Origin of the sequence: Bacillus sp. FSL R5-0585, assembly GCF_038004545.1 — a bacterium.
Taxonomy (GTDB): domain Bacteria; phylum Bacillota; class Bacilli; order Bacillales; family Bacillaceae_G; genus Bacillus_A; species Bacillus_A cereus.
This window is the reverse complement of sequence record NZ_JBBORJ010000001.1, coordinates 3260139-3283508: the sequence shown is the minus strand read 5'-3', so window position 1 is coordinate 3283508 and position 23370 is coordinate 3260139. Positions and strand designations below refer to the sequence as shown.

Below are 23370 nucleotides of genomic sequence, written 5' to 3'. Positions count from 1 at the left end.
TAGAGGAAATCATTTTGAAATATAAAACTATATATGAAAAGTAACAATCGAGGGAATAGGGGATAACAAAACTTTTAAGAAGGAAAGAGTGTTCTTAAAGCTCTTTTTGCATCTATTCCTTCAAAGATAAATAATACAAGCTCTCTCTTTTTTACAGTAAGGAAAAAGGATACTAGAGTGCTTAAGTTTTTAATAGAAGTAAGTGCTCCGTGTTTACCTATAAATACATTCGTTTGAAATGTTGTCATTAAAGCATAAAAATGATGAATCTGCGTTATTGTAGGTATTTCATTATAAGAAATAGTAGTAGAGTGAATGGCGTTCATCGTAATATTCCTTTCCATATAGTAAGCATAACAATATAAACATACCCGTTTTAAAAAATGTTAAACATATAAATAAGAAAAAATATAATTATAGTTTTTTACGTTTAGAAAAGGTTAGGAAGGGTATACATATACTACAAAGAGATTGACTGAAGATGAATTGTAAGATGTCTATGTTTAATAGATTAGTCTATCAAAATATACTTTTACTTTAAATAAAAAGGAGCCTGGTATACATGAATGAAATGATGATTAATATTACATTTGATTTAATTTACTTGTTAAGTAGTTCACTTGTAGTGCTTTTACTATTCGCTTTTTTCGTAAATGGTTATGTTAATAAGAAAATTAGTGTATACAGAAATGAAGAAAAATAAAGATACATTATATAAAACTTTAGGAGGTTAATAGTTATGAATGTAGATAGAAAAATAGTAGGTGTTTTTAGAACCATTGATGATGCGGCACTCGTTATTAATGAATTAAATGAAAAAGGATACTCAGCAGATAACATTTCAGCTATTGCGAAAGATCAAAAGGAAATTGAACATCTAGAAGAAAAATCGGGTGAAAAAGTGAATAGCGAAACTGCACATAAAGCAGATATCTTTTCAGCGACAGGGCTTGTAGCTGGAGGAGTAGCAGGCGGACTCGGAGGTTTATTAACAGGTCTTGGTATACTTGCCGTTTCTGGAATGGGTCCAATTGTAGCAGCAGGACCAATCGCAGCAGCTATTGGAGGAGCCGGTATTGGCGGAGGAGCTGGAAGTTTAATAGGAGCATTTATCGGCTTAGGAATCCCTGAAGACCATGCTAAAAAGTATGAAGAATATATTTACGATGGAAATATATTAATTTTAGTAGATGCAAAATTAGATGATAAGTTAGAAATCTATAAAATATTTGATAAGCATAATGCTTATAACTCTGATTTCTTTAAATAAAATGTAAACAAAGTGAATATCGTTTTTGATCTTACAACTTTGGCGCGGCCGAGGAGTCGTATGACTATAAGAGAGGAAGGGCTTATAGTAAAAGATCAAGTTCTATTATGATATTGAGAAGGAAGAGGTGTCTTTTCGTGATCGTAAAAATATTAAAGGATAGTAGTAATAGTTTCCTTTGCACAGTTCAAAATAAAAATGGAGATCAGTATGTGAAAAAATGGTTTAGTAAACATGAAAATAATAAAGAATTAGGGCGACCAACGTTTAAAGAAGTAGAAAAGGATTGGAAAGAAAATAGAGAATCGTTTATGTACCCAAATGTTAAAGCGCTTTATTGAACATAATGGGGGTTTTATTCTTACAAAATTGTCACACTCCTGTAAGGTAATTCAATAGATTAGATATTTTTTCTGTGTCATAATAAAGACATAAGAAAGCGCATTAAAAAACTACAACTTATTAGGAGAGTGTCAGTCATGATTGTAACAACAACGTCTGGAATTCAAGGTAAAGAAATTATTGAGTATATCGATATTGTAAATGGTGAAGCTATTATGGGTGCAAATATTGTCCGCGATTTATTCGCTTCCGTTCGTGATGTTGTCGGTGGTCGTGCTGGTTCTTACGAAAGCAAGCTAAAAGAAGCTCGTGATATCGCAATGGATGAAATGAAAGAACTTGCAAAACAAAAAGGTGCGAACGCTATCGTTGGTATTGACGTAGATTACGAAGTTGTTCGTGATGGAATGTTAATGGTTGCTGTAAGTGGTACAGCTGTACGTATATAAGTAAATAAAAAACAGGCTCCCCCTTAAAGTTCATGCTTTGAGGGGATTTTTTTGTTTCATGATTAAAGTTAAAATGAAGAAGAGTTGATGGCGTATTATAAGTACAAAAAATAAGCAAAACGTTATTGTAAAAGATGCTAGGATTGGGGGTATTGCACGGGAATTTAGATACTAAGCAGACGCACCCGCTTATTTCAAATATAGTATATATCGTTTTCAAGGAGAAAAGTAAGAAATACAGCAATCTTTATATTTGTTTAACGAGAGTGTTAACTTTATGATAAATAAAAAAATTGTTATTTGAGGTAAGGGGAGAAATAATGGTATGAATAACGAGAGTGTATAGTTTATAGAAATAAACGATTGAGCATGTAAAGGGTTGTATTACATAAAATTTATAATGAATAGAGGCGGTTACATTATGTTTTGGTTAGGGTGTTTTTTAGGATATATTGTAGGTTCAGTTATTACATGTGCTCTACTTTACTATGGGTATAGATCCAATGAAAATAAAAAAGTGGATATACAAAAGAGGGAGGAGAGGAAAGTCAATAAAAAAGGTGTATAGTAGGCGAAAGGTAAGGTGATAATGTTGATGCAACAATAAAGGACAGTACATATTTTATATGACGATTATGTACTGTTCCGCTTATTCTTTTTGGATTATGAAAAATTGTTGCCTGTCTTGCTATAAATTTCATAGGCGAAATAACCAAATAAATAGCCTATTCCAGACCCTAAACTAATGGAAAGCAGTGAGAAATCTGGGGAAAACATACCGGAAATCAAACCAATCATACAGCCGACAAGCATTCCCATAGGTATGAAACTATCTAATAACAGTTGAGCTTTTTGAGATTTTTTCTTACCTAATTTTCCGTTCTTATATTTATGTTCCAATCTTTTAATTACAAATACTACAATTCCACCAACTATTACAACAGGCGCGATTGCCGTGATTAGCCACATGTGAAAATCTCCTTTCACCTTTTAATAGGATTATACCAGATACTTACAATTAGGTGTTCCTAAACGTACTATCTAGTCTATTTAAATGGCCAATCAAAAAGACTCCTTCAATTGTAGTCAATAACCCGTCAAAAAAACTTTCCCTTTCGTTTTCTCCGCAGATTGCACAACATCAACCGCCGCTTTCACATCCGCTAAGTCATATGTAGAATGGACTTTCATAAAACGTAATTGCTCATTTTCTACTAAGCAAATTAAGTGACGAAACGTTTCTTGCCATTTATATGGTGACACTTCATTATTCCAATGTCGTAAATGAAATATGTTTGCGTGTACTTTTGCTTTCGTGACAATCTCGGCCCAGTTCACTTGTATTCCTGATAGAAGACCGATCGTTAAAAAGTGCCCGTTTGGACGTAAGGAGAAAGCTAATTCATTTCCATCCGGTCCTCCGATGGAATCAATTGCAGCATCCGCACCGAGCCCGTTCGTTAATTCCATAACGGTTTCATAAAGCGGGGCAGTGGAAGTATCAATTACATACGTAGCACCAAGGCGCAGTAATTCTTCTGTATGCTTATTATTTCTTGTAACAGCAATTAATCGGAAATTTAAAATTTGCGATAACTGCGCAAAAAGATGACCAATTGCGGATCCACAAGCATTCACTAATAAAACGTCATTACGCTGTAAGTTTAACGTTTCTGTACATGTAACCCACGCTGTAAGGGGATTAATATACATTTGTGCCGCGGTAAAATCATCAATAGAATCGGGAATAGGGACTACAAAATCAGCCGATGTTTTCACATATTCTTGCCAAGTACCTTCCCCGCGTAACGGTAACACACGTTTACCGATAAGGTCTCTAGAAACAAAAGCTCCTACATCTTCTACAATACCAACACCTTCATAACCAGGTATGTTAGGTAAAGGGATTCTATGTGCGTACGCTCCGGTTATTGGAATTAAGTCAGATGGATTAATCGGTCTAACTAGCATACGGACGAAAACTTCATTATCTTTTAGTGGTTCTATATTTTTATATTCAACTTGTAATACGTCTTTTGGATTGCCAAACTTATGAAATTGAATGCATGTTCCAAGCAAAGTAATTTACCCCCTTAGTTTCATTGGGTTTATTATAGCATTTTTGGTTTGGGTGGTTATTTTGTTAGTGATAAATAGGGTTTTTAATTTACGTATTTATCAGAATTTTATAAAATGTGTATATAACTATAAAATGGGGGGATTTCTTCATGTGTACTAGTTTGACATTACAAACTAAAAATTTCCAACACCTTTTTGCGAGAACAATGGATTTCACATTAGATATGAATCAGGAAGTAATAATCATTCCTCGGCGTTATCAGTGGAACAATATAACTGGTGAAACGATCCGAGCGAAAAAGGCTGTTGTCGGAATGGGAATTAATCATGAAGGAAGGGTCATTATGGCGGACGGAGTAAATGAAGCTGGTATGACGTGTGCCACTCTCTATTTCCCGGGATTCGCTACTTATAGTAACAGTATAGATAACCACAAAACGAATTTAGCGCCATTTGATTTTGTGGCTTGGAGCCTCACGCAGTTTAATTCTGTTGAAGAGTTAAAAAAATCTGTTGATAACATTTCCCTTATAGATGTACCATTACCAGTTTTAGGAATTGCTCCGCCGCTACATTGGATTTTAGCAGATAAATGGGGAGATTGTATTGTACTTGAGCCGACAACTGATGGACTAAAAATGTATGACAATCCACTAGGAGTGATGACTAATAGTCCGGAGTTTAATTGGCATTTACAAAATTTAAGACAATATATTGGTCTTAAATCGCAGCCATTTGCGCCAACGGAGTGGGGCGATGTACCATTAAGTGCTTTTGGACAAGGTTCAGGATCGATGGGACTTCCTGGAGATTTCACACCGCCATCAAGATTTGTGCGGGCAGCATATGGAAAACAAAACATTCAAGGTATAGAGAACGAAGAAGAGGGGATATCTGCTATTTTTCATATCTTATCAAATTGTGAGGTCCCTAAAGGGGCAGTAATAACAGAAGACGGAACATTAGATAATACGATCTATACGAGTGCAATGTGTATGGAATCTGGAACATATTATTACCATACTTACGATTGTAGACAAATTATAGCCATTCATTTATTCAATGAAGATTTAGATACAGCTGAGATTAAAATGTATCCGTTCCAGCGGAAGCAAAAAATCTTTTATGAAAACTGATAAAAACACCTCCATTGAATTTGCATACTTTGAACTGACCCACGAATTTGGTACATGAAAAAAACACCTATGCTACCTGTTTCTTATATTCTATAGGAGACAGGTAGTTTAACTTTTCTTGAATACGTTCCGTATTATAATACTCAATGTAATCGTGAATGAGTTGTTTGAGAGTAGAGGTTGAATGTATTTGTTTTTCTTGGGAGTAAAACAATTCAGATTTCAATGAGGAATGAAAAGATTCTATTACGGCATTATCATGACAATTTCCTTTACGGGACATACTTGTGGTAATGCCATTCTCTTTAGATAACGTTTGGAAAGCGTAGGAGGTATACACGGCCCCTTGATCACTATGTAGTATAATTTGAGTCTTTTGTTTTAGTTTGATCGCCTTCTCAACTGTGTTTAAGACAAGTGTTACGTCTTGTCTGTTACTTATTTCATACGCAATGATTTCATTGTTATATAAATCCATAATACTTGATAAATACAACATCTCTGTACCAAATGGCAAATATGTAATATCTGTAACCCATTTTTCATTTGGCTTGTTAGCTTGAAAATTTCTATTTAAGAGATTCTCTACAACAATTCTACTTTCCCCATTAATCCAGGTTCTTCTCTTTCTTTTAACCCTACATTGTAAATTTTTCTTTTGCATTATTTTTTGTACGGTTTTTCGATTTAGGTGATAATTATATTTTCGTTTCAATAAAGCAGTAACTTTTCGATGTCCATATCGAAAGTGATTTGTCATACAAATTTTCAAAATAGCCTGTTCTAATTTTGCTTCCTTTACATCTTTCACTTTATTTTTCCATCGATAATAAGTAGAACGAGGTATACCAATTAATATACATATCTCTTTAATGGAGTACTCATCTTTCATCAACTCCACTACTTCTACAACTACTTCTTTAACCAACTCCTCTCGATTTCTTGGTACTTTTTTAAAATATCTAGTTGCATTTTTAATTTCCGATTCTCTATCTGAAGTTTCTCGATTTCAGTTATACCTCCTTCACTAGCCTTTTGTAGCGTACTTTGTTTTCCTACAGGGCGACTAAAACGATACGTTTCACCTTCACGATGCCACTTCATCCAAGTTTTAATCTGTGCTTTATTTTTAATTCCTAATTGTTCCATAATTTCTTTATTTGTGTATCCTTGTTTTTTCAGCTCGATTGCTTTCCATTTAATTTCTTCTGAATAAGATTTTCTCGTCCCCATAAAAGAAACACCTCCGTATATTCGTATTTAAATTAAATACGGTATAAGAGGTGTTTTTTCCTTGTCTTATTTCATTGGGTCACTTCACTTAGTATGCGAATTCGGGAGGTGTTTTTCTATTAAGCCGAAGCTTTCTTCATTCTCTCAAGTAAACTAGATAACACATGCGTACGATACGATTCTAGTTTTTTACCTTCATAAGTACGGATACCTAATTTTTTAAGTTCTTTTACATACCAACCTTTGCTTCCGAAATACATGTGATCGCTCCCCTTCAACTTTGTTTTTATTTGTTCTGATTGCATATGGAGGTACAGGTAATATAATGAAGGAAATGAATTTCGCGCGAAAATGGTTAACTTTGTTGCAAAAGACATATATACTAAAGATAGTATACAACGAGGTGGACAAGACGTGATTATAGAGAAGCACGAAATTCAAATTGACCAAATTACGAGCGGTAAAGTGAATATCTTTACTTTCTATCGAAATAGAAAGCAAATTGATGATCATTTTTTACGATTGCAAGAACCATCGCTTACAGCAAACTACTTCTTCCATTTTCATTTTGATGCAGAGAGCTTGCATCTACTGCAGAAAGAGTTTCCAAGCGTATATCCGTACGACGGTAGTGAAACGATTCACGACTGGACGGAAAAGATGAAAGCTGAATTGCAACATCAGATCCAAACAGGAAAATGGAATAAACGCGTACGTATCGGTAATCGCATTCTAGATGTGGTGTTTACGTGGTGTGACGAAGATATAGTAGAGTGAAAAAGAAGCGGATGACGCTTCTTTTTTTAGCGCTGGAATAAAACGAGCTTACCTGCAGTAGATGTACAGCGATGTGTTTTTTCATACAATCCTTTTTCTTGTAAGATAGATTCACCTTTTGCTTTTGCTTCTTTTTCAGTTGCCGCCTCGAATGATTCGTCTAATGCTTTTGAACCATCTTTTTCAAAGACTGTTAGAACGTATACTCCCATGAAAATTCCCTCCAATAATTAAAATCAGAATCTTATAATTATTTTGACATAAAACGCTACAATATGCAAAGAAATATATGACATTGCGTGGTAAAATAGAATGAAACTTTACTCATCGAGAATATTTTTATTCTCGATGAGTATTAGTTTTCAGCGATGTTAATTTTAATAAAATGAAACTTTTGAAAGATAGAAAGGATCGTTATTTGTGAAACAAGTAAAGTTTATACATGCGGCTGATTTGCATTTGGATAGTCCGTTTAAAGGGATGGAGATGAATGTACCGCAGTCTGTTTGGGAGAGAATGAAGCAAAGTACGTTTGAATCATTTGAGCGTATTGTTGATAAAGCGATTCAAGAGCGCGTTGATTTCGTATTACTAGCTGGGGATTTGTATGATGCGGAGACGAGAAGTTTGAGGGCGCAAGTGTTTGTGCGTGAGCAAATGAAGAGACTTTCGCAGTACGATATCCCTGTTTTTATTATTCACGGTAACCATGATCATTTAGGGGGAAGCTGGGCAGCAATTGAGTTTCCGGAAAATGTTCATGTATTTACTGAGCCTTATGTAGAAGAGAAATCATTTTATAAAAATGGTGAGCTATTAGCTTCTATTTATGGGTTTAGTTATTTGCAGCAAGCGGTAACGGATAATATGACAGCGCAGTATACGAAAATGAGTGATGCGCCTTTTCATATTGGCATGCTTCACGGAAGTGTGGAAGGAGATGCAGAGCATAATCGCTATGCACCGTTTCAAATTCGTGAGTTGAAAGAAAAACTGTTTGACTATTGGGCTCTTGGCCATATACATAAACGTGAAATTTTATCAGAAGAGCCGTATATGATTTATCCAGGGAACATACAAGGTCGTCATCGTAAGGAAACAGGCGAGAAGGGTGCGTACCTTATTGAACTTACGAAACAAGGAACGCAATGTTCATTTTTCCATACGGCAGATGTTGTATGGGATGAGATTGAAGTTTGTATTGATGGACTTGAAACTGTTGATGAACTTATGACGAGCCTATCTACTGCGATGAATGAATGCAGAAGAGAAGAGGAAGGGACGCTTTTAACTGTCGTATTCACAGGGCAGGGCCCACTTTCACCTTATTTGCGCGACGAAAAGCGTGTGGAAGAGATTTTTCATATTTTAGCATCTGGAGAAGAGCGAAAAGATTTCGTATATGCGATGAAGTGGAAAAATGAGACGGTTTCTTTTGCGGAAATCGAACGTTTGAAAGCGGAAAATCATTTCGTCGGTAGTGTGCTAAAGGAGTTAGAAGCTTTCACTAATATGGATGGAGTATTGCGCACTATTTGGACATCTCCTGTAGCGCGTAATAGTATTGAATCTTTTACAGAAGAAGAGAAGAAAGAGATTCAAAAGGAAGCAGAAAATATTATTTTAGAACAATTATTCCAGCAAGAGAGGGATAAAAAATGAGAATTGAAAAAATCCATATTTATGGGTACGGAAAATTAGAAAATGTGGAAATGGATCTTTCCTTGCTGACAGTGTTATACGGTGAAAATGAAGCGGGGAAATCGACAATTCGCTCATTTATGAAAAGTATTTTATTCGGTTTTCCGACGAGAGGACAGCGCCGTTATGAGCCGAAAGAAGGTGGTAAGTATGGCGGTGCGATGACTGTGCAAACAGAGCAGTACGGTCGTTTGAAAATTGAGCGATTGCCAAAGACAGCCAATGGCGAGGTGACCGTTTATTTTGAAGACGGGAAAACGGGCGGAGAAGAAATTTTAAACGATATATTAAGCGGGATGAATGAAAGTTTATTTGAATCTGTCTTTTCATTTGATATGCATGGCCTTCAAAACATTCATCAGCTTGGTGAAGCGGATATTGGCAATTATTTATTTTCGGCAAGTGCAGTCGGAAGTGATGCGCTATTGCAGTTAGATAAAAAGCTAGAAAAAGAAATGGACCAGCGCTTCAAGCCGAGTGGTCGTAAACCAGAAATTAACGTGTCATTGCAAGAGATGAAGAAACTTGAAGAGAAGATGAAAGAGTGGCAAGGGAAAATTGGCACGTATGAAAAACAAGTGGAGCAGTTAAAAGAAAGTGAAGAGAAGCTTGCTTCTGTTCGCGGGGAAAAAGAGAGTGCAGAAAAGCGAAAGCAAGATTATGAAATATTAGCAGCGCTTGAGCCACTCGTTATTGAAAAGCGTGCGCATGAGAAAGTGTTAGAGAACGAGAGCGGGCAGTTTCCTGTAAACGGAATGGCGCGTTATGAAGCAATGAAGGCGAAGATGGAGCCGCTTCAATTACAAGTCGATTCGCTCCACAAGAAAATTGAGACAGTACAATCGGAAATTGCTTCGATTCAAATAGATGAAGAGTTTTTACAAAAAGAAAGTTGTGTAGAAGAACTTCGTATGCAGCATATGTCTTACGAAAATGCACGCCAAGAAATGCGTGATATGAGCGGGAATATTACGAATATAAAAGAAGAACTGGCAGAACTAGAACAACAAATTGGTACTACTTTTGAAAAGGAAACAGTTCTTTCATTTGATATGAGTTTGGCAACGAAAGAGTTAATTACGCAAACAGTGCAAAAGGCGCGCGAATTAGAAACGCAAAAAGTACAGCTCGATGATTGTTTTAAAGTAGCGCAAGAGCAATTAGAAGAACAAGAAGAAAATATAAGACAGATTAAGAAACAAATGTTAGTGGATGAAGAGAGAAATGTGTTAGTTGAGAAAGAGAAATCGTTCCAAGATGCGGCGTTTATCGGTATGGGCGCAGAGAGAATGAAGCGCAAGTATGAGGAAAAAGCAGGAGCAGCTAAGCAAAAGAAAAAGCAGTGGCAAAGAGTTTGTCTTCTGTTACTTCTTATTAACACAGGCGTTTTATTCACAAGCTTATTTATAGATAACCGAGCGCTCTTATTTATTAGTGTCATTGTTTTTGTAGGGATTGTTCTCGCTCTTGTTTTATATAAAGATCCATCAAATGGATTACAAGAAGAGCTCCTTACACTTCAGCAAAGTGCCGGCGGGAGACAAAGTGAAGAAGCGATGTCTGTACGCTATCAGTTAGAAAAAGATGAAGAGATACGTAAATTATTTGAGCGTGAGTCTTATAAGTTACAGCAGTTGGAACGAGCGTATGATAAAGTCGTTTCATCGTATGAGGAATGGGAGAGAGAAACGTTCCAGGCGGGAGAACAAGTCGATGCATATAAAACGCGCTATATGTTTCCTGAATTTTATACGTATGCACACATATTGCCGGCGTTTGAGCGTATTGAAAAAATGCAGCAATTATATCGGGAGTTAGAGAAGCAAGGCACGCGAAAATCTTCATTATATGAAATGATTTCGCAATTTGAACATAAACTAGAAACTGTTATCGGTAGTGCGGAGTATAGTAAGCTACACGAGGCACAAAGCCGTATGCAAAATGAGAAAGAGAAGCGCCAAACTTGTAAGCAGTTAAAAGAAAAACTGGCGGAATGGCAAGAAGAATATGAGTTTATGCAAGAACAATTAAAGCAATTACTAATAGAACGAGATGGTTTATGGCATATTGCAGCGTCTACAGATGAAGAGATGTTTTTAGAAGCAGGTAAACTGGCGGAAAAACGTGAGGATGCAGAGAAACAAGTGGGGCGTTTATTGCCGCAAATTAATCTGTTGGAACAGCGTTTAACGAGTTTATCATTAGCTGAACATTATGAAGCTGACGGTTATGAAGAGAAATTAAAGCAAGAAATGACAGTCGTGCAAAACTGTCTTACGGAAGAGAAAGAACTGACAGAGCGTATTGCGAAACATCGTATGGAAATTGCGAATTTAGAAGAAGGTAGTACGTACGGTGATTTAATGCATGAATGGGAAATGAAAAAAGCGCAAGTGCGTGAACAAGTGAAGAAGTGGGCTGCTTATGCGGCCGCAAAAACGGTGTTAACGAAAACGAAGCAATATTATCACGAAGTACATCTTCCTCGTATTTTACAAAAGTCAGAAGAGTATTTCGTCTATTTAACAGGCGGACGATATAGTAAAATCTTTTCACCGTCAGAGGCAGAACCGTTCATCGTTGAACGTAACGACGGTATGCGTTTTTACAGTCATGAACTAAGCCAAGCGACAGCGGAGCAGTTATATTTATCGCTGAGATTTGCACTCGCGAAAACATTTGAGCATGATTATCCATTTATTATTGATGATAGTTTCGTGCACTTTGACGCGGTAAGGACGAATCGCACAATTGAACTTATAAAGGAAATTGCAAAAGATAGACAAGTCATATTCTTTACATGTCATGCGCATTTACTCGCGTATTTTACAGAAAAACAGATTATAAAATTAACACATATGCGTAAAGAAAATGAGTTGTAGTGTGCTATACTAAAAGTAACTGATTTGGTGGAGGAATTCGAATGAAAAAGAAAATTGCAGAGTATGAAGTTGGTGAACAAGTCGATATTTTCTTGTTAATTAAAACAGCGACAAAAGGTATCGCAAGCAATGGAAAGCCATTTTTAACAGTAATCTTACAAGATCCAAGTGGAGATATTGAAGCGAAATTGTGGGACGTATCACCAGAAGTTGAGAAACAATATGTAGCGGAAACAATCGTGAAAGTAGCTGGAGATATTTTAAACTACAAAGGACGTATTCAATTACGTGTGAAACAAATTCGAGTTGCGAATGAAAATGAAGTAACAGATATCTCAGACTTCGTAGAAAAAGCACCAGTGAAAAAAGAAGATATGGTTGAGAAAATTACGCAATACATATTTGAAATGAGAAACCCGAACATTCAGCGTCTAACAAGACATTTATTAAATAAGCATCAAAACGAATTTTTAGACTATCCAGCAGCGACAAAGAACCATCACGAGTTCGTATCTGGACTAGCTTATCACGTCGTATCGATGCTTGATTTAGCGAAAGCTATCTCAAATCTATACCCATCGTTAGATAAAGACTTACTATATGCAGGTGTTATTTTACATGACCTTGGTAAAGTAATCGAACTATCTGGCCCAATTTCTACAACGTATACGTTAGAAGGAAATTTACTAGGCCACATTTCTATTATGGTGAACGAAATTGGTAAAGCAGCAGACGAATTGCAAATCGATGCAGAAGAAGTATTAATTCTTCAACACATCGTCCTTTCTCACCACGGAAAAGCGGAATGGGGTAGCCCAAAACCACCATTAGTAAAAGAAGCAGAAATTCTGCATTACATCGATAACTTAGATGCAAAAATGAACATGATGGACCGCGCATTAGGACGCACAAAACCAGGCGAATACACAGAGCGTGTCTTTGCGCTTGATAATCGTTCGTTCTATAAGCCGTCGTTCCATAATTAATAGTGTGAATAAAGTGGCCTCATTAAGTGTTAATACACTTAGTGAGGCTGTTGTATAATGATAATAAAGTTATTGAATTTTGATTATTAAAAAGCTAAGAGCCTTACTACATTCTACGTAGCAAGGCTCTTTAAAGTTGTTTCAAATTACATCCATCTGTTCGTTCAAGTGTAACTATTCGCAATCATTTGATATTATACATGTGAATAGAAAGATACATTAAAATTAGTTTCGTAGTTGTAAAAGGAGGTTATTTATATTATTTTCTTATAATTTTCCAAAAGGGAGAGTTTATGAAAAAGATTATTGTTTTTGTATTAACGATATTTATATTATTCTCAGGATTCGCAACACAAAGTTATGCGTTGTCAGATTCGCAATCTGCGGCAATACAAGCGTTGCTAGATGATGCCTGTCGTATATCAGGTGTGCCGGGAATGTCAATCTCAATACTTGCTGATGATGAAGTGTTCTACTTTTCTTCAGGGTATGCAGACCGTGAAAAGGGGTTGTCTGCAAGTGAAAATACACTCTATGAGTTAGCCTCGGTCAGTAAAGCTTTTACCGGTATGGGTATTATGCTATTGGAAGAGCAAGGGCTGCTCTCAATGACTGACCCTGTCCAAAAATATTTACCTTGGTTTACATTAAAGTATCAAGGGAAACCTGTTGATATGCAAAGTCTTACACTAAATAACTTTCTTCACCATACCAGTGGTCTAACAAATATTAGGCATCTTCAAAATATTCCACAAGGCAATACACCGGATATGTTGCAAAAGACTGTGGAAATGCTCGTTGATGCTGAATTGGCGTTCCCTCCCGGTGAACAGTATAACTATGGAACCGTTAATTATGACGTATTGGGTTTGGTTATTGAGATTGTGTCGCGACAAAGCTATGAAGACTTTATGAAGGAACAGGTATTTCAGCCGCTAGGTCTTCACCAGACGTATGTTTATAAAGAAGATGCTCAAGCTACTGGACAGTTGGCACAGGGCTACCGTTCTTCCTTTTTTATGACAACTCCATTTAAAGCTCCGGATTATGCTGGGAATAAACCCGCAGGCTACATCATTTCTAATACAAAAGATATGGCTCGTTGGCTGGGCATACAGATGGGTATCGTGCAGGACATACCCGAAATATTTCACACGGTTATCGAAAAATCACATAGGGGTGATATGTCTGTTTCGGCTGTCAACGGTATGTATTATGCGGCAGGTTGGTCCGTAAATGCCGAACAAACGATTATAGAACACACTGGGGGCAATCCAAATTTCAGAACCGAAGTAGTCATACTGCCAAATGAACGAACAGCCGTCTCCTTGCTGAGTAACGGCACAAATACCAATACAAACATGGTACTAAAAGTTAAAGATATATTAGAAGGCAATCTAACTCAGTCATATGAAATAAGCGGCACACAGCTTTTGGATATCATTTTGTCGTCTATCACAATTATTTTTTGCCTATTGGCCGTTTTGCTATTTCTCTTAGGATTACGCAGAAGGAGAACGAATGAGCGACAGCCAATGACAAAAAAGAGAATAACCGTAACAGTTATTTTCCTGATCGCTACGATTGCTCTGGGTATACTGTGCTGCGCTTTCGATTGGTCAACAATACTTATGTGGCAAACATATAGTGTTCTTACAGCTTTGATTTCGTCAGCATTATTAACAGCAAGCATTACATGGTTTGTATACACTCACCGATAAAATACCTTGCTCCCAAGATAAGCATAATGTTAAGTCATTAAAGTCCGATTGGTGAGGGCTGATAATCAGTGGGGGGGAAGAAAACCCCCACTGATTAAAGTTTCACTTTATTAAAAATGAAATAAAATAGTTAAGAAGTACGCATGGGTGTAACGAAGAACTAATAAAACATATCTTGCCACTAGAATGGGGGCATATCAACTTTTAAATTGAGTACCGCCAGCATTTCAGAAAAAATATGTTAAGCAAAAAATACAATAAGCTGTCCATATGGGCAGCTTATTTACATAATTCTCGATATTGGAAGTTGATTAATATCAGTTCATTTGTTTTTCGAAAGGAGTTATTTTGTTCGTTCAAAGATAATATCAAAGTAATTCGCGTACCCCATAGTTGGTGGCGCAAATAGTTGATTTTATAGGGGGAAAACCTGTAACTAAAGCCTAACATAGGTGTTTTTGTTTAAATTTTGCTTAATTCTCACTAGTAATTAACTAAAAATTTAGAAATCGTTATATAATGAATTTAATTTAAAATTAGGAGTGATTAAATTGCCAGATATGATAAACCTCGTTCTTTTCATCATTATAGCGAGGTGTTAAAACTTCTAATAGAAAGCATATTCGATTAAGAAAGAAGGGGTAGTTATGAAAACTAGTGAAGAAACGCATTGGCAAAGGTTTAAACGTAAGAGTAAATCCCCGAAAGAGTGGTTAAAGAAAGTATACGAATTTTTTATTAATGAACACGTATGGGATGCTATCTTTAAAGTGTTCATTAAACTAGTATGGGCAGTAAAAGGTATGGGGAAAAGCTTGAAACGGGTAATAGAAAACATATTCAATTAAATTCTATTCTTTCATAATTTCCTCATACGATCGATAATTTCCAATAAATTTGTTTTATATAATGGAGTGTGAATACAACAGTTGATACAGCAATGGCTATAATACCTATATGTGCGTAAAAATTGAAGTAATCATATTTCTGGAAGAAAAATTCAAGGACAGGAAATAAAAGAGTAAGACTAGCAATTAATATTAATTGTTCTTTTTTCATTATCATGCCTCCTTCTTTGTATAATTCAGCATTGATAGAAACAATTTCTATATGAATATCCTATACATGATCAGTTAACATAACGTCCTATTATCGGTAGCAAGGAAAAAGGAGGAACCCTACTCTCACAAGGGAACCTCCTTTTTTTGTTCTATCAATCTATGCAATTTTTTATACATTCCTATTCTGGTGCGGTTTTAGGGTTCTTGTCTGTTATTGGATTAACGAAAAAACTGTATAAAATCTCGCATACTCTTAGCGTGTTTTTTTCAAAAATGCTGGCGATATCTCACATCCATCAACTTATGAATTTTATAATGTCCTCAAACCAAGAATTTCTCGTGTTTTTAGTCCAAAATGTTATTTAATAAAAAAATATCTCGAATTCGAGATAAAATACTTGCTTTTTAATCACTTGAGTTGTAAAGTGATAGTAACGAAAGCAATTGAGCCATATGAAAAACATACACTCAGTTGTTTTCGATTAAAAAACAAAGTAACTTATACAGTAAAAACTAAGATGAATTTACGAAAACATTAATGAGAATAAATTGAAAAGCTAAAAAGCATAGTATTTTTTTATCATCACTTGACTAGTAAAACGAAGCGGAGGAATTACAAATGTATAAAATTAAAGGGCATCATCACATTTCAATGGTTACGAAAAATGTAAATGAAAATAATCACTTTTATAAAAATGTGCTTGGATTACGTCGTGTGAAAATGACAGTGAACCAAGATGATCCGTCAATGTACCATTTATTTTACGGAGATAAAACAGGAAGTCCGGGTACAGAGTTATCATTTTTTGAAATTCCTTTAGTAGGAAGAACATATCGCGGTACGAATGCGATTACTCGAATTGGATTACTCGTTCCTTCAGAGGAAAGCTTACATTACTGGAAAGCGCGATTTGAGGAATTTGATGTAAAACATAGTGAAATAAAAACATATGCAAATCGTCCTGCTTTGCAGTTTGAGGATGCTGAAGGTCTTCGCTTAGTATTACTCGTTTCAAACGGAGAAAAAGTAGAGCACTGGGAAACTTGGGAGAAATCAGAAGTTCCTGCAAAGCATCAAATTCAAGGAATGGGTTCTGTAGAAATGACAGTTCGCAGACTTGATAAAATGGCGAGTACACTTACAGAGATGTTTGGTTATACAGAGGTTAGCCGAAATGATAAAGAAGCAATTTTCCAGTCCATTAAAGGAGAGGCTTTCGGAGAAATCGTTGTGAAATATTTAGATGGTCCTACTGAAAAACCAGGCCGCGGTAGCATTCACCACTTAGCAATTCGCGTGAAAAACGATGCAGAGCTTGCTTATTGGGAAGAACAGGTGAAACAAAGAGGCTTCCATTCTTCAGGAATCATCGACCGTTTCTATTTTAAAAGCTTATATTTCCGCGAATCAAACGGAATCCTATTTGAAATTGCAACAGATGGCCCAGGATTTACAGTTGATGGAGATGTGGAACATTTAGGAGAAAAACTGGATTTACCACCGTTCTTAGAAGATCAGCGTGCAGAGATTGAAGTGAATTTAGCACCGATTGAAGAGAAGTAATAGAAGAAAATATACAACTTTAACATATAAATGAAACCCATTGGAGGAATATAAAATGAACCAATTAAAAGGAATTCACCACGTTACAGCGATTACAAGTAGTGCAGAAAAAAACTATGAGTTTTTCACTCACGTTTTAGGAATGCGTTTAGTTAAAAAAACAGTAAACCAAGATGACATTCAAACGTATCATTTATTCTTTGCAGATGATAAAGGTAGTGCAGGAACAGATATGACATTCTTTGACTTCCCAGGTATTCCAAAAGGAGTACACGGTACAAATGAAATTTCAAAAACTTCATTCCGTGTTCCAACTGATGCAGCGTTAGCATATTGGGTAAAACGTTTTGATCGTCTTGAAGTAGAACATACAGGAATTAAAGAGCAATTTGGTAAGAAAACTCTTTCTTTCGTTGACTTTGATGATCAACACTATCAATTAATCTCAGATGAACTTGATAAAGGAATCGAATCAGGTACACCATGGCAAAACGGACCAGTACCATTAGAATACGCAATTACTGGTTTAGGACCTGTATTCATTCGTATCGCAAACTTTAGTTTCTTCAAAGAAGTGTTAGAAAAAGTTTTATTATTTAAAGAGGTTGCGCAAGAAGGAGAATTCTATTTATTTGAAGTGAATAAAGGTGGAAACGGTGCATCTGTCATCGTAGAACATAATACGGTTCTTCCTGAAGCACAACAAGGTTTTGGTACAGTGCACCATGCTGCATTCCGCGTAGAAGATCGCGCTGTATTAGAAGAATGGATTGAGAGAATCAGTAGGGTTGGACTTCCTTCATCTGGTTATGTAGACCGTCATTTCTTTGAATCATTATACGCAAGAGTTGCACCACAAATCTTATTTGAATTTGCAACAGACGGCCCAGGGTTTATGGGAGATGAGCCATACGAAACACTTGGCGAAAAATTATCTTTACCTCCATTCCTAGAGCCAAAACGTGAAGAAATTGAAAAATTAGTTCGTCCAATTGATACAGTGAGAAGTACGAAGGAATTCATTAAAGAGTAAAAATAGAGATAGTAAGTAGGAGAGCAAGTAGTTTTAGCGGAGTGCTGGAACTGCTTGCTTTTTTATTTATCTTAGTAAGTTTTCTGACAATTATTTCTCAAGTTATTAAAAAGGAAAACTTTGGTATAATTAATTAAAATATTAAATTTTCTGATAATTATTTTTCAATACATAGAAAAGGAGTGGTAATATACAATTTTGATAATTGTATAAAAATCCTAATTTTGTAATTTTGGAGAAAAGGGGATGCGAGTGTATGGGAGCAGATGTAGTAACGCGGGAGCAAATGAGACACTTATTGGATGATTGGTATCATTCAATGTTAAAACAAGATGTGGTTAAAGCGAAAGTACTAAATGAGGAAATAGAGTCCAAGGTTATTTATATTAAAGAAGATCAGTATGCGGCATTTTATCACACATTATTAAAATTCCGTTATCATGTGCTAATTGATAGTTTGAGTATTACAGAGAATAGTTTTGATGAAATTAATACCTTTATAATTCCTGATGACGCACTTTTAACACATTATTATCACTTATTTAAAGGTATTCATGCAATGTATATATCAAATTACATTGAGTCACAAAATCACTTTGAAGAGGCTGGGAAATTACTTAAATATATAACATCTTCGTTGGAACATGCTGAATTCAATTATAGATTTGCATATTTGTCTTATCAAACGTATAAACCATTGATGGCGATTGATCAAATACGTTTAGCAAAAGATGAATATGAAAAACATCCTGGCTATGAAGTTTGTATTGCTTTGTGTGAGAATATTTTTGCAATGGCTTGTATTGATTTAAAGCAATATGAACAAGCCGAAGAGAAGTTGAATTTGGCATTAGATGTATTTCAAAAGATAGATAATGAAAGATTTATTACAATGGTTCGTCATAATTTAGCATGGTTATATGCAAGTCAAAACCTTTCGAGTTTAGCAATTCGACATTTAGTAGAAGTAATAAAAAGTAATCCCAAACATTTCAAAGCAATGTTTGTATTAGCACGTGAATATTACAAAATTGGAAAAATCGATACTGCCGCTGAATTAATTGAAAAAGGATTAGATATATGTAATAAGATACAAAATAAAGAATTTCAGCACCGTTTTGTAATTTTAAAGGAAATGAATCAAAAGACGTCTAGTGTATTATTAGAATCCACTATTTTAAATGGGATTTTATATTTTGAGAAAGAAGGTTTGTTGGATTGTATTCAAGAATATACTGAGATTTTAGCTATGCAATTTTATAAAGAAGAAAACCATGTAAAGGCAAGTAAATATTTTTATATAAATAATCAAGCACAGAAAAAACATTTAGAAAAAGGGGCGTTGAAATAATGAAAAAAGTAGGCGTAATAGCAAAAGGATTAATTTTTGTAGGGATTCTTTCATTGGGACTTAATTTTTCTTCTACTACACAGCAAGCAGTTAATATTGGTGACGGAGGAGCACCAGCAAGACCAGACTACGTTAACATTGGCGAAACAGGAGGAGCACCAGCAGATAATAAAGGCGACGGCGGCGGAGTAAGCCAACTATAATAACAAAGAAAGGGACTTCAATATGGAGTCCCTTTTTCTATTTTCAGGCCATGTAGAGAAAAGAATTGACTTACTTTAAATGTGTAACTATAATAGTTACATAATAACCATTAGTAATAGAAGTGAGTTATATTTTTTTAGTATAATTGTAACTGTTTTAGTTACAATTAAAAGGATAACATAAAATAACCAAAAAATGTAAAAACTTTAAATAGCAACTCAAGAAAGGAGACGGGAATGTTGAAACGGTTTAAGTTTTATTTGATTAGCGGTATTGTGCTTGTTTTGCTTATCGTATGTAACTTCGTTGATAAGCCGATTGCGAAGGTTGGAGAAGTGAAAGATACTGTTATGATGAAGCTGAATACGAAAGAGAGTATGGCGCAAATTGATGGGCAGACGATTTATTTTAAGCAAATTGGTGAGGGAAAACCGCCGTTACTCATGTTGCATGGGTTTGGTGGTTCTTCTGATGGGTTTAGTGATATTTATCCGGAACTAGCGCGAGACCATACGATTATTGCGGTTGATATTTTAGGGTTTGGGCGTTCTTCTAAGCCAGTTGATTTTCAGTATTCGTTTCCTGCGCAAGTGAATTTATATTATAAGTTAATGAAGAAGCTCGGATACGATCAGTTTGCGGTGCTTGGCCATTCGATGGGCGGAGAGATGTCCTTGAATTTAGCGTATTTATATCCGGATGCAGTAACGCATCTCATCTTGGCGGATGCTACAGGAATTGAGTCTTTCCAGCAAAAAGAAAGTTATGAAGTACCACCGCTATCGACGGACTTACAAACTGTAACCGAGATTACGAAGTATAATAAAAATGAAGTGAAAAATAGTCGTGATGATAAAGAGCATTATGATCAGCTTACGAAAATGAGAGAGCGCCGCATTGCGATGGAAGCTGATAAAATTAAGGTACCGACTTTAATTATATGGGGACGACATGATAAGAGCGTTTCTTGGAAAAATGGTGAACTGTATCATGGGCTATTTGCAAATAGTACGTTTCATATTATTGAAAAAGGATACCACGCACCGTTTCGTCAGGAACCAATTGAGTTTATGGAATATGTACAAGCATTTTTCGCGAAGCATCCACAATAAAAATTTTAAGCATAAATCCACTTCTTTCCTCATAAAGTGAAACTAATAAGGCTTGTCTAAGGAAAGGAATGAAGTGATTTGGAAACTTTACCATGGTGGGTGTATCTTGTAATTGTCGGGATTGTACTAAGTGGCTACATGGTTTTATATACTTCGAAAAAAGAGCAAGATATGGATAATGAGTTTATCGAAAAAGAAGGCGAAGTATATATGAAGCGTTTAGAAGAAGAACGTGAGAAACGTAATCAAGATAGTGATAAAGATTCGGTATTGCTTTAATAGAAATTTTGAAAGGCTACCACCTAGTAGGATTTTACATCTAGGTGGTAGCTTTTTTTCTTCTGGGGAGCAGTATATGTTCATCGAGCTAAGGTTATATTCGTTTAATTTTACATGTATAAGAGAGTCATCATAAACTTTTATTGATGGCATTTATATATATTTTTCTTCATAAGAATGGAACTAGCGGGGATTTTACTGGGGGGGATTAACAATGCATAGGGATGAAACTTCATTACATCCGGATACAGGTGTTACATCTGTAATGTTTGTTGAGCGTTCATTAAATGAAATTCGTTTTTGGTCTAGAATCATGAAGGAGCATTCTTTTTTTCTACGTTTAGGATTTAGATGCGAGGATACTCAACTAATCGAAGAGGCGAATCAATTTTATCGATTGTTTGAACATATTGAACAAATAGCGCATTCCTATACAAATGAAACAGATCCTGAGCAAATAAAAAGATTTAATGCAGAAGTACAACAAGCCGCAACTAATATTTGGGGATTTAAACGAAAAATTTTAGGATTAATTCTCACATGTAAATTGCCAGGACAAAATAACTTTCCACTTTTAGTTGACCATACAAGTAGGGAAGCTGATTATTTTAGAAAACGTTTAATACAATTAAATGAAGGTAAATTAGATGCTCTTCCTGATGCTATTATTAAAGAAAATGTTTTCTTTTTAAGGATTATGGCAGACCATGCTAAATTTATTGGCCATCTTCTTGATCCATCGGAAAGAAAGCTTGTAGATACAGCACGGAATTTTAGCAATGATTTTGATGAATTGATGTATCAAGCAATTGACTTAGAATCTATGAAACCACAATCCCAAACAGCTCCTCTTTTAGATCAATTTTTAGATCAAAATCGCGTGTCAGTTGCATCTCTTCGGGATTTTAAGAAAACAGCACGTGATTTAATTGAGCAATGTAAAATAAAGAGCATCATTCATCCATTATTGGCAGACCATGTTTTCCGTGAAGCTGATAGATTTCTTGAAATCATTGATATGTATGATGTTCATCTTACAAATATTCAATCACAACCTAGATATTAGAAGATAAGGAAAGATACTATTTTTTCCTTAAGCTGAGAAGTTAACAATTTATTGTTAGCTTCTTTTCTTTGCGATTAAAATTTCCTTTTAAGAACTACATAAATCCCTTTGACCAAATATATAATTCTTTGTAAAATGATATATGTGGAAAAATTATGAATATACAGGAAATCTATGGATAGTAGATTTTAATAAATTACTCGGGGGAAATTTATTAGTTAAGTATATTAACTTGTTTGCACTACATTTTACAAATAAAGGGGTATTAGTAATCATGAAAGCAAAGAAATTAGTAAGTTTGGCGTTACCAGTTATGTTATTGAGTGGTTGTATTACAATTGAAACTGATGGTAAGAAAGCTGAACCAAAGAAAGAAGAAACGCAAAAGGTAGAGAAAGAAAATAAGGCTACTGAAAAAGAGAGTAAGTCAACTGATAGCAAGAAAGAGGATAGCTTATCTGTAGCGAAAGGTGAAGGTACAAATAGTAGTTCATCAAGTAGTCAACAAAGTTCTTCTTCTAATTCTTCAACTGGTAAGGTAACTGGTTCTGATGTTGAAAGGTATAAGGCAGATATCATAAACAGTGCTACTCAAATTGAAGATACAATGAAATTAATTGAAGGAATAGCAGATTCAGATGTAAAATCATACAAACAAAAGAAAAGTGAAGTACAACTAAGTTTAGGTGGAGCAAAGGCAACAACGAAGAAACTGAAGAATTTACAAGCACCTCCTGAATTACAGGGAGAACAAGTGAAGATAAAGCAATCGATGGAACTGTATGCGGATTGTTTCCAACTTCTCTTTGATGCATTAGACCAAGAAGACGAGAGTAAAATGCATCAATCATTAAGTAAAGCACAAGAAGGTTCAAAACTGTTTGAAGAGGCAGCGAAGAGTATCGGTAGTAAAACCAACTAAAAATAAAGTATTTAAAGGGGTATTTGTAAGTGCAGTTGGTGCAAGTAAAGAGTTAGAAATTAGTTATGGAAACACATTACAAATTTATCATATGGACGATAATGTTCGTATTCGATATGTAAAACAATAAATAATTGGTGAAAAACTCTGTAATAAATTTTACAGGGTTTTTTGTTAGTTCTAGTTTATTTTTTGTCTTCCT

27 protein-coding genes are annotated in these 23370 nt (G+C 35.3%); 20 read left to right on the top strand and 7 right to left on the bottom strand.

Translation table 11 applies throughout. The annotated features are described in order from the left end of the window. Window positions 1-74: 74 nt before the first annotated feature. Complete coding sequence (locus MKY38_RS16865; RefSeq protein ID WP_000991346.1) at window positions 75-326, bottom strand: hypothetical protein; 252 nt, start codon at window positions 324-326, stop codon at window positions 75-77. 236 nt (window positions 327-562) lie between these two features. Here MKY38_RS16865 and MKY38_RS16860 point away from each other — a divergent pair, with 236 nt between their 5' ends. From MKY38_RS16860 to MKY38_RS16845, 4 genes are all read left to right on the top strand, one after another. After that, a complete protein-coding gene (locus MKY38_RS16860; protein ID WP_001004571.1) occupies window positions 563-703 on the top strand; it encodes a hypothetical protein in 141 nt (46 codons plus the stop codon). A 36-nt stretch (window positions 704-739) separates the two neighbouring features. Then, entirely contained in the window at window positions 740-1270 is a 531-nt protein-coding gene (locus MKY38_RS16855) for a general stress protein (protein ID WP_001100100.1), read from the top strand. 137 nt (window positions 1271-1407) lie between these two features. After that, on the top strand, window positions 1408-1611 hold the full coding sequence (locus tag MKY38_RS16850; protein WP_065223399.1) for a DUF4028 family protein: 204 nt from the start codon (window positions 1408-1410) through the stop codon (window positions 1609-1611). 138 nt (window positions 1612-1749) lie between these two features. Continuing rightward, a complete protein-coding gene (locus tag MKY38_RS16845) occupies window positions 1750-2061 on the top strand; it encodes a YbjQ family protein (RefSeq protein WP_000637510.1) in 312 nt (103 codons plus the stop codon). Window positions 2062-2724: 663 nt separating this feature from the next. Here the strand turns inward: MKY38_RS16845 and MKY38_RS16840 are convergent. Together MKY38_RS16840 and MKY38_RS16835 are read right to left on the bottom strand one after the other, a co-directional pair. Continuing rightward, window positions 2725-3030 (bottom strand): hypothetical protein, encoded by a 306-nt coding sequence (locus MKY38_RS16840; RefSeq protein ID WP_065223398.1) that lies wholly within the window; start codon window positions 3028-3030, stop codon window positions 2725-2727. 117 nt (window positions 3031-3147) lie between these two features. Next, window positions 3148-4140 (bottom strand): zinc-dependent alcohol dehydrogenase family protein, encoded by a 993-nt coding sequence (locus MKY38_RS16835; RefSeq protein WP_065223397.1) that lies wholly within the window; start codon window positions 4138-4140, stop codon window positions 3148-3150. A gap of 149 nt (window positions 4141-4289) precedes the next feature. Here MKY38_RS16835 and MKY38_RS16830 point away from each other — a divergent pair, with 149 nt between their 5' ends. Next, a complete protein-coding gene (locus tag MKY38_RS16830) occupies window positions 4290-5276 on the top strand; it encodes a choloylglycine hydrolase family protein (protein ID WP_070179802.1) in 987 nt (328 codons plus the stop codon). A 67-nt stretch (window positions 5277-5343) separates the two neighbouring features. Here MKY38_RS16830 and MKY38_RS16825 read toward each other — a convergent pair. Both MKY38_RS16825 and MKY38_RS16820 read right to left on the bottom strand, forming a co-directional pair. Then, window positions 5344-6509, bottom strand: a protein-coding gene (locus MKY38_RS16825) for an IS3 family transposase (RefSeq protein ID WP_170965754.1) whose coding sequence is annotated in 2 segments (ribosomal slippage) — window positions 5344-6212 and window positions 6212-6509 — 1167 coding nt in all. Because the reading frame shifts where the segments join, the coding sequence is not laid out codon by codon here. Window positions 6510-6628: 119 nt separating this feature from the next. Further along, complete coding sequence (locus MKY38_RS16820; protein WP_000273536.1) at window positions 6629-6769, bottom strand: YflJ family protein; 141 nt, start codon at window positions 6767-6769, stop codon at window positions 6629-6631. Window positions 6770-6923: 154 nt separating this feature from the next. Here MKY38_RS16820 and MKY38_RS16815 point away from each other — a divergent pair, with 154 nt between their 5' ends. After that, entirely contained in the window at window positions 6924-7286 is a 363-nt protein-coding gene (locus MKY38_RS16815) for a hypothetical protein (protein WP_000582785.1), read from the top strand. Window positions 7287-7312: 26 nt separating this feature from the next. Here MKY38_RS16815 and MKY38_RS16810 read toward each other — a convergent pair whose 3' ends face one another. Further along, window positions 7313-7498: a YhzD family protein gene (locus MKY38_RS16810; protein WP_000539552.1), complete on the bottom strand. Its 186-nt coding sequence runs from the start codon at window positions 7496-7498 to the stop codon at window positions 7313-7315. A gap of 208 nt (window positions 7499-7706) precedes the next feature. Here MKY38_RS16810 and MKY38_RS16805 point away from each other — a divergent pair, with 208 nt between their 5' ends. From MKY38_RS16805 to MKY38_RS16785, 5 genes are all read left to right on the top strand, one after another. After that, window positions 7707-8948 (top strand): metallophosphoesterase family protein, encoded by a 1242-nt coding sequence (locus MKY38_RS16805; RefSeq protein WP_065223799.1) that lies wholly within the window; start codon window positions 7707-7709, stop codon window positions 8946-8948. Then, window positions 8945-11869, top strand: coding sequence for an ATP-binding protein (locus MKY38_RS16800; protein WP_341049188.1), 2925 nt, complete (start codon window positions 8945-8947; stop codon window positions 11867-11869). Before MKY38_RS16805 ends, MKY38_RS16800 begins: the two co-directional genes overlap by 4 nt. A gap of 41 nt (window positions 11870-11910) precedes the next feature. Further along, entirely contained in the window at window positions 11911-12855 is a 945-nt protein-coding gene (yhaM, locus tag MKY38_RS16795; protein WP_000726638.1) for a 3'-5' exoribonuclease YhaM, read from the top strand. Between the two features lie 293 nt (window positions 12856-13148). Further along, window positions 13149-14576: a serine hydrolase domain-containing protein gene (locus tag MKY38_RS16790; protein WP_070179905.1), complete on the top strand. Its 1428-nt coding sequence runs from the start codon at window positions 13149-13151 to the stop codon at window positions 14574-14576. 647 nt (window positions 14577-15223) lie between these two features. After that, entirely contained in the window at window positions 15224-15424 is a 201-nt protein-coding gene (locus MKY38_RS16785; protein ID WP_017658129.1) for a hypothetical protein, read from the top strand. Between the two features lie 22 nt (window positions 15425-15446). On the opposite strand, the gene MKY38_RS16780 is transcribed toward MKY38_RS16785, so the two are convergent. Next, window positions 15447-15635, bottom strand: coding sequence for a hypothetical protein (locus MKY38_RS16780; protein WP_000712159.1), 189 nt, complete (start codon window positions 15633-15635; stop codon window positions 15447-15449). Between the two features lie 621 nt (window positions 15636-16256). Between MKY38_RS16780 and MKY38_RS16775 the strand changes: the two genes are divergently transcribed. The 9 genes from MKY38_RS16775 to MKY38_RS16735 all read left to right on the top strand — a co-directional run bounded on the left by MKY38_RS16775 (window position 16257) and on the right by MKY38_RS16735 (window position 23298). Beyond that, window positions 16257-17201 carry a ring-cleaving dioxygenase gene (locus MKY38_RS16775; protein WP_078385422.1) on the top strand — a complete coding sequence of 315 codons (945 nt, stop codon included), beginning with the start codon at window positions 16257-16259 and terminating at the stop codon, window positions 17199-17201. Window positions 17202-17256: 55 nt separating this feature from the next. Continuing rightward, window positions 17257-18234: a ring-cleaving dioxygenase gene (locus MKY38_RS16770; protein WP_070179907.1), complete on the top strand. Its 978-nt coding sequence runs from the start codon at window positions 17257-17259 to the stop codon at window positions 18232-18234. Between the two features lie 256 nt (window positions 18235-18490). After that, complete coding sequence (locus MKY38_RS16765) at window positions 18491-19585, top strand: response regulator aspartate phosphatase (protein WP_070179908.1); 1095 nt, start codon at window positions 18491-18493, stop codon at window positions 19583-19585. Further along, complete coding sequence (locus tag MKY38_RS16760; protein ID WP_070179909.1) at window positions 19585-19788, top strand: Phr family secreted Rap phosphatase inhibitor; 204 nt, start codon at window positions 19585-19587, stop codon at window positions 19786-19788. The genes MKY38_RS16765 and MKY38_RS16760 overlap by 1 nt, the downstream gene beginning before the upstream one ends. A 237-nt stretch (window positions 19789-20025) precedes the next feature. Beyond that, on the top strand, window positions 20026-20901 hold the full coding sequence (locus MKY38_RS16755) for an alpha/beta fold hydrolase (RefSeq protein WP_341049184.1): 876 nt from the start codon (window positions 20026-20028) through the stop codon (window positions 20899-20901). Window positions 20902-20979: 78 nt separating this feature from the next. Beyond that, window positions 20980-21180: a sporulation YhaL family protein gene (locus tag MKY38_RS16750; RefSeq protein ID WP_000449223.1), complete on the top strand. Its 201-nt coding sequence runs from the start codon at window positions 20980-20982 to the stop codon at window positions 21178-21180. A 214-nt stretch (window positions 21181-21394) separates the two neighbouring features. Then, the gene (locus MKY38_RS16745) at window positions 21395-22246 is read left to right on the top strand and encodes a DUF2935 domain-containing protein (protein ID WP_000554479.1); all 852 of its coding nucleotides are present in this window, start codon (window positions 21395-21397) and stop codon (window positions 22244-22246) included. Between the two features lie 274 nt (window positions 22247-22520). Continuing rightward, the gene (locus MKY38_RS16740) at window positions 22521-23168 is read left to right on the top strand and encodes a DUF7018 domain-containing (lipo)protein (RefSeq protein WP_341050315.1); all 648 of its coding nucleotides are present in this window, start codon (window positions 22521-22523) and stop codon (window positions 23166-23168) included. Continuing rightward, entirely contained in the window at window positions 23128-23298 is a 171-nt protein-coding gene (locus tag MKY38_RS16735; protein ID WP_176512378.1) for a hypothetical protein, read from the top strand. Before MKY38_RS16740 ends, MKY38_RS16735 begins: the two co-directional genes overlap by 41 nt. Window positions 23299-23370: the final 72 nt, after the last annotated feature.

Bases quoted from the DNA above. Each gene is read 5' to 3' on its own strand.
- MKY38_RS16790 (WP_070179905.1), top strand. From the start codon at position 13,149: ATGAAAAAGATTATTGTTTTTGTATTAACGATATTTATATTATTCTCA.
- MKY38_RS16865 (WP_000991346.1), bottom strand. From the start codon at position 326: ATGAACGCCATTCACTCTACTACTATTTCTTATAATGAAATACCTACA.
- MKY38_RS16800 (WP_341049188.1), top strand. From the start codon at position 8,945: ATGAGAATTGAAAAAATCCATATTTATGGGTACGGAAAATTAGAAAAT.
- MKY38_RS16780 (WP_000712159.1), bottom strand. From the start codon at position 15,635: ATGAAAAAAGAACAATTAATATTAATTGCTAGTCTTACTCTTTTATTT.
- MKY38_RS16740 (WP_341050315.1), top strand. From the start codon at position 22,521: ATGAAAGCAAAGAAATTAGTAAGTTTGGCGTTACCAGTTATGTTATTG.
- MKY38_RS16745 (WP_000554479.1), top strand. From the start codon at position 21,395: ATGCATAGGGATGAAACTTCATTACATCCGGATACAGGTGTTACATCT.
- MKY38_RS16765 (WP_070179908.1), top strand. From the start codon at position 18,491: ATGGGAGCAGATGTAGTAACGCGGGAGCAAATGAGACACTTATTGGAT.
- MKY38_RS16830 (WP_070179802.1), top strand. From the start codon at position 4,290: ATGTGTACTAGTTTGACATTACAAACTAAAAATTTCCAACACCTTTTT.
- MKY38_RS16855 (WP_001100100.1), top strand. From the start codon at position 740: ATGAATGTAGATAGAAAAATAGTAGGTGTTTTTAGAACCATTGATGAT.
- yhaM (WP_000726638.1), top strand. From the start codon at position 11,911: ATGAAAAAGAAAATTGCAGAGTATGAAGTTGGTGAACAAGTCGATATT.
- MKY38_RS16785 (WP_017658129.1), top strand. From the start codon at position 15,224: ATGAAAACTAGTGAAGAAACGCATTGGCAAAGGTTTAAACGTAAGAGT.
- MKY38_RS16810 (WP_000539552.1), bottom strand. From the start codon at position 7,498: ATGGGAGTATACGTTCTAACAGTCTTTGAAAAAGATGGTTCAAAAGCA.
- MKY38_RS16760 (WP_070179909.1), top strand. From the start codon at position 19,585: ATGAAAAAAGTAGGCGTAATAGCAAAAGGATTAATTTTTGTAGGGATT.
- MKY38_RS16860 (WP_001004571.1), top strand. From the start codon at position 563: ATGAATGAAATGATGATTAATATTACATTTGATTTAATTTACTTGTTA.
- MKY38_RS16820 (WP_000273536.1), bottom strand. From the start codon at position 6,769: ATGTATTTCGGAAGCAAAGGTTGGTATGTAAAAGAACTTAAAAAATTA.
- MKY38_RS16775 (WP_078385422.1), top strand. From the start codon at position 16,257: ATGTATAAAATTAAAGGGCATCATCACATTTCAATGGTTACGAAAAAT.
- MKY38_RS16840 (WP_065223398.1), bottom strand. From the start codon at position 3,030: ATGTGGCTAATCACGGCAATCGCGCCTGTTGTAATAGTTGGTGGAATT.
- MKY38_RS16770 (WP_070179907.1), top strand. From the start codon at position 17,257: ATGAACCAATTAAAAGGAATTCACCACGTTACAGCGATTACAAGTAGT.
- MKY38_RS16755 (WP_341049184.1), top strand. From the start codon at position 20,026: ATGTTGAAACGGTTTAAGTTTTATTTGATTAGCGGTATTGTGCTTGTT.
- MKY38_RS16845 (WP_000637510.1), top strand. From the start codon at position 1,750: ATGATTGTAACAACAACGTCTGGAATTCAAGGTAAAGAAATTATTGAG.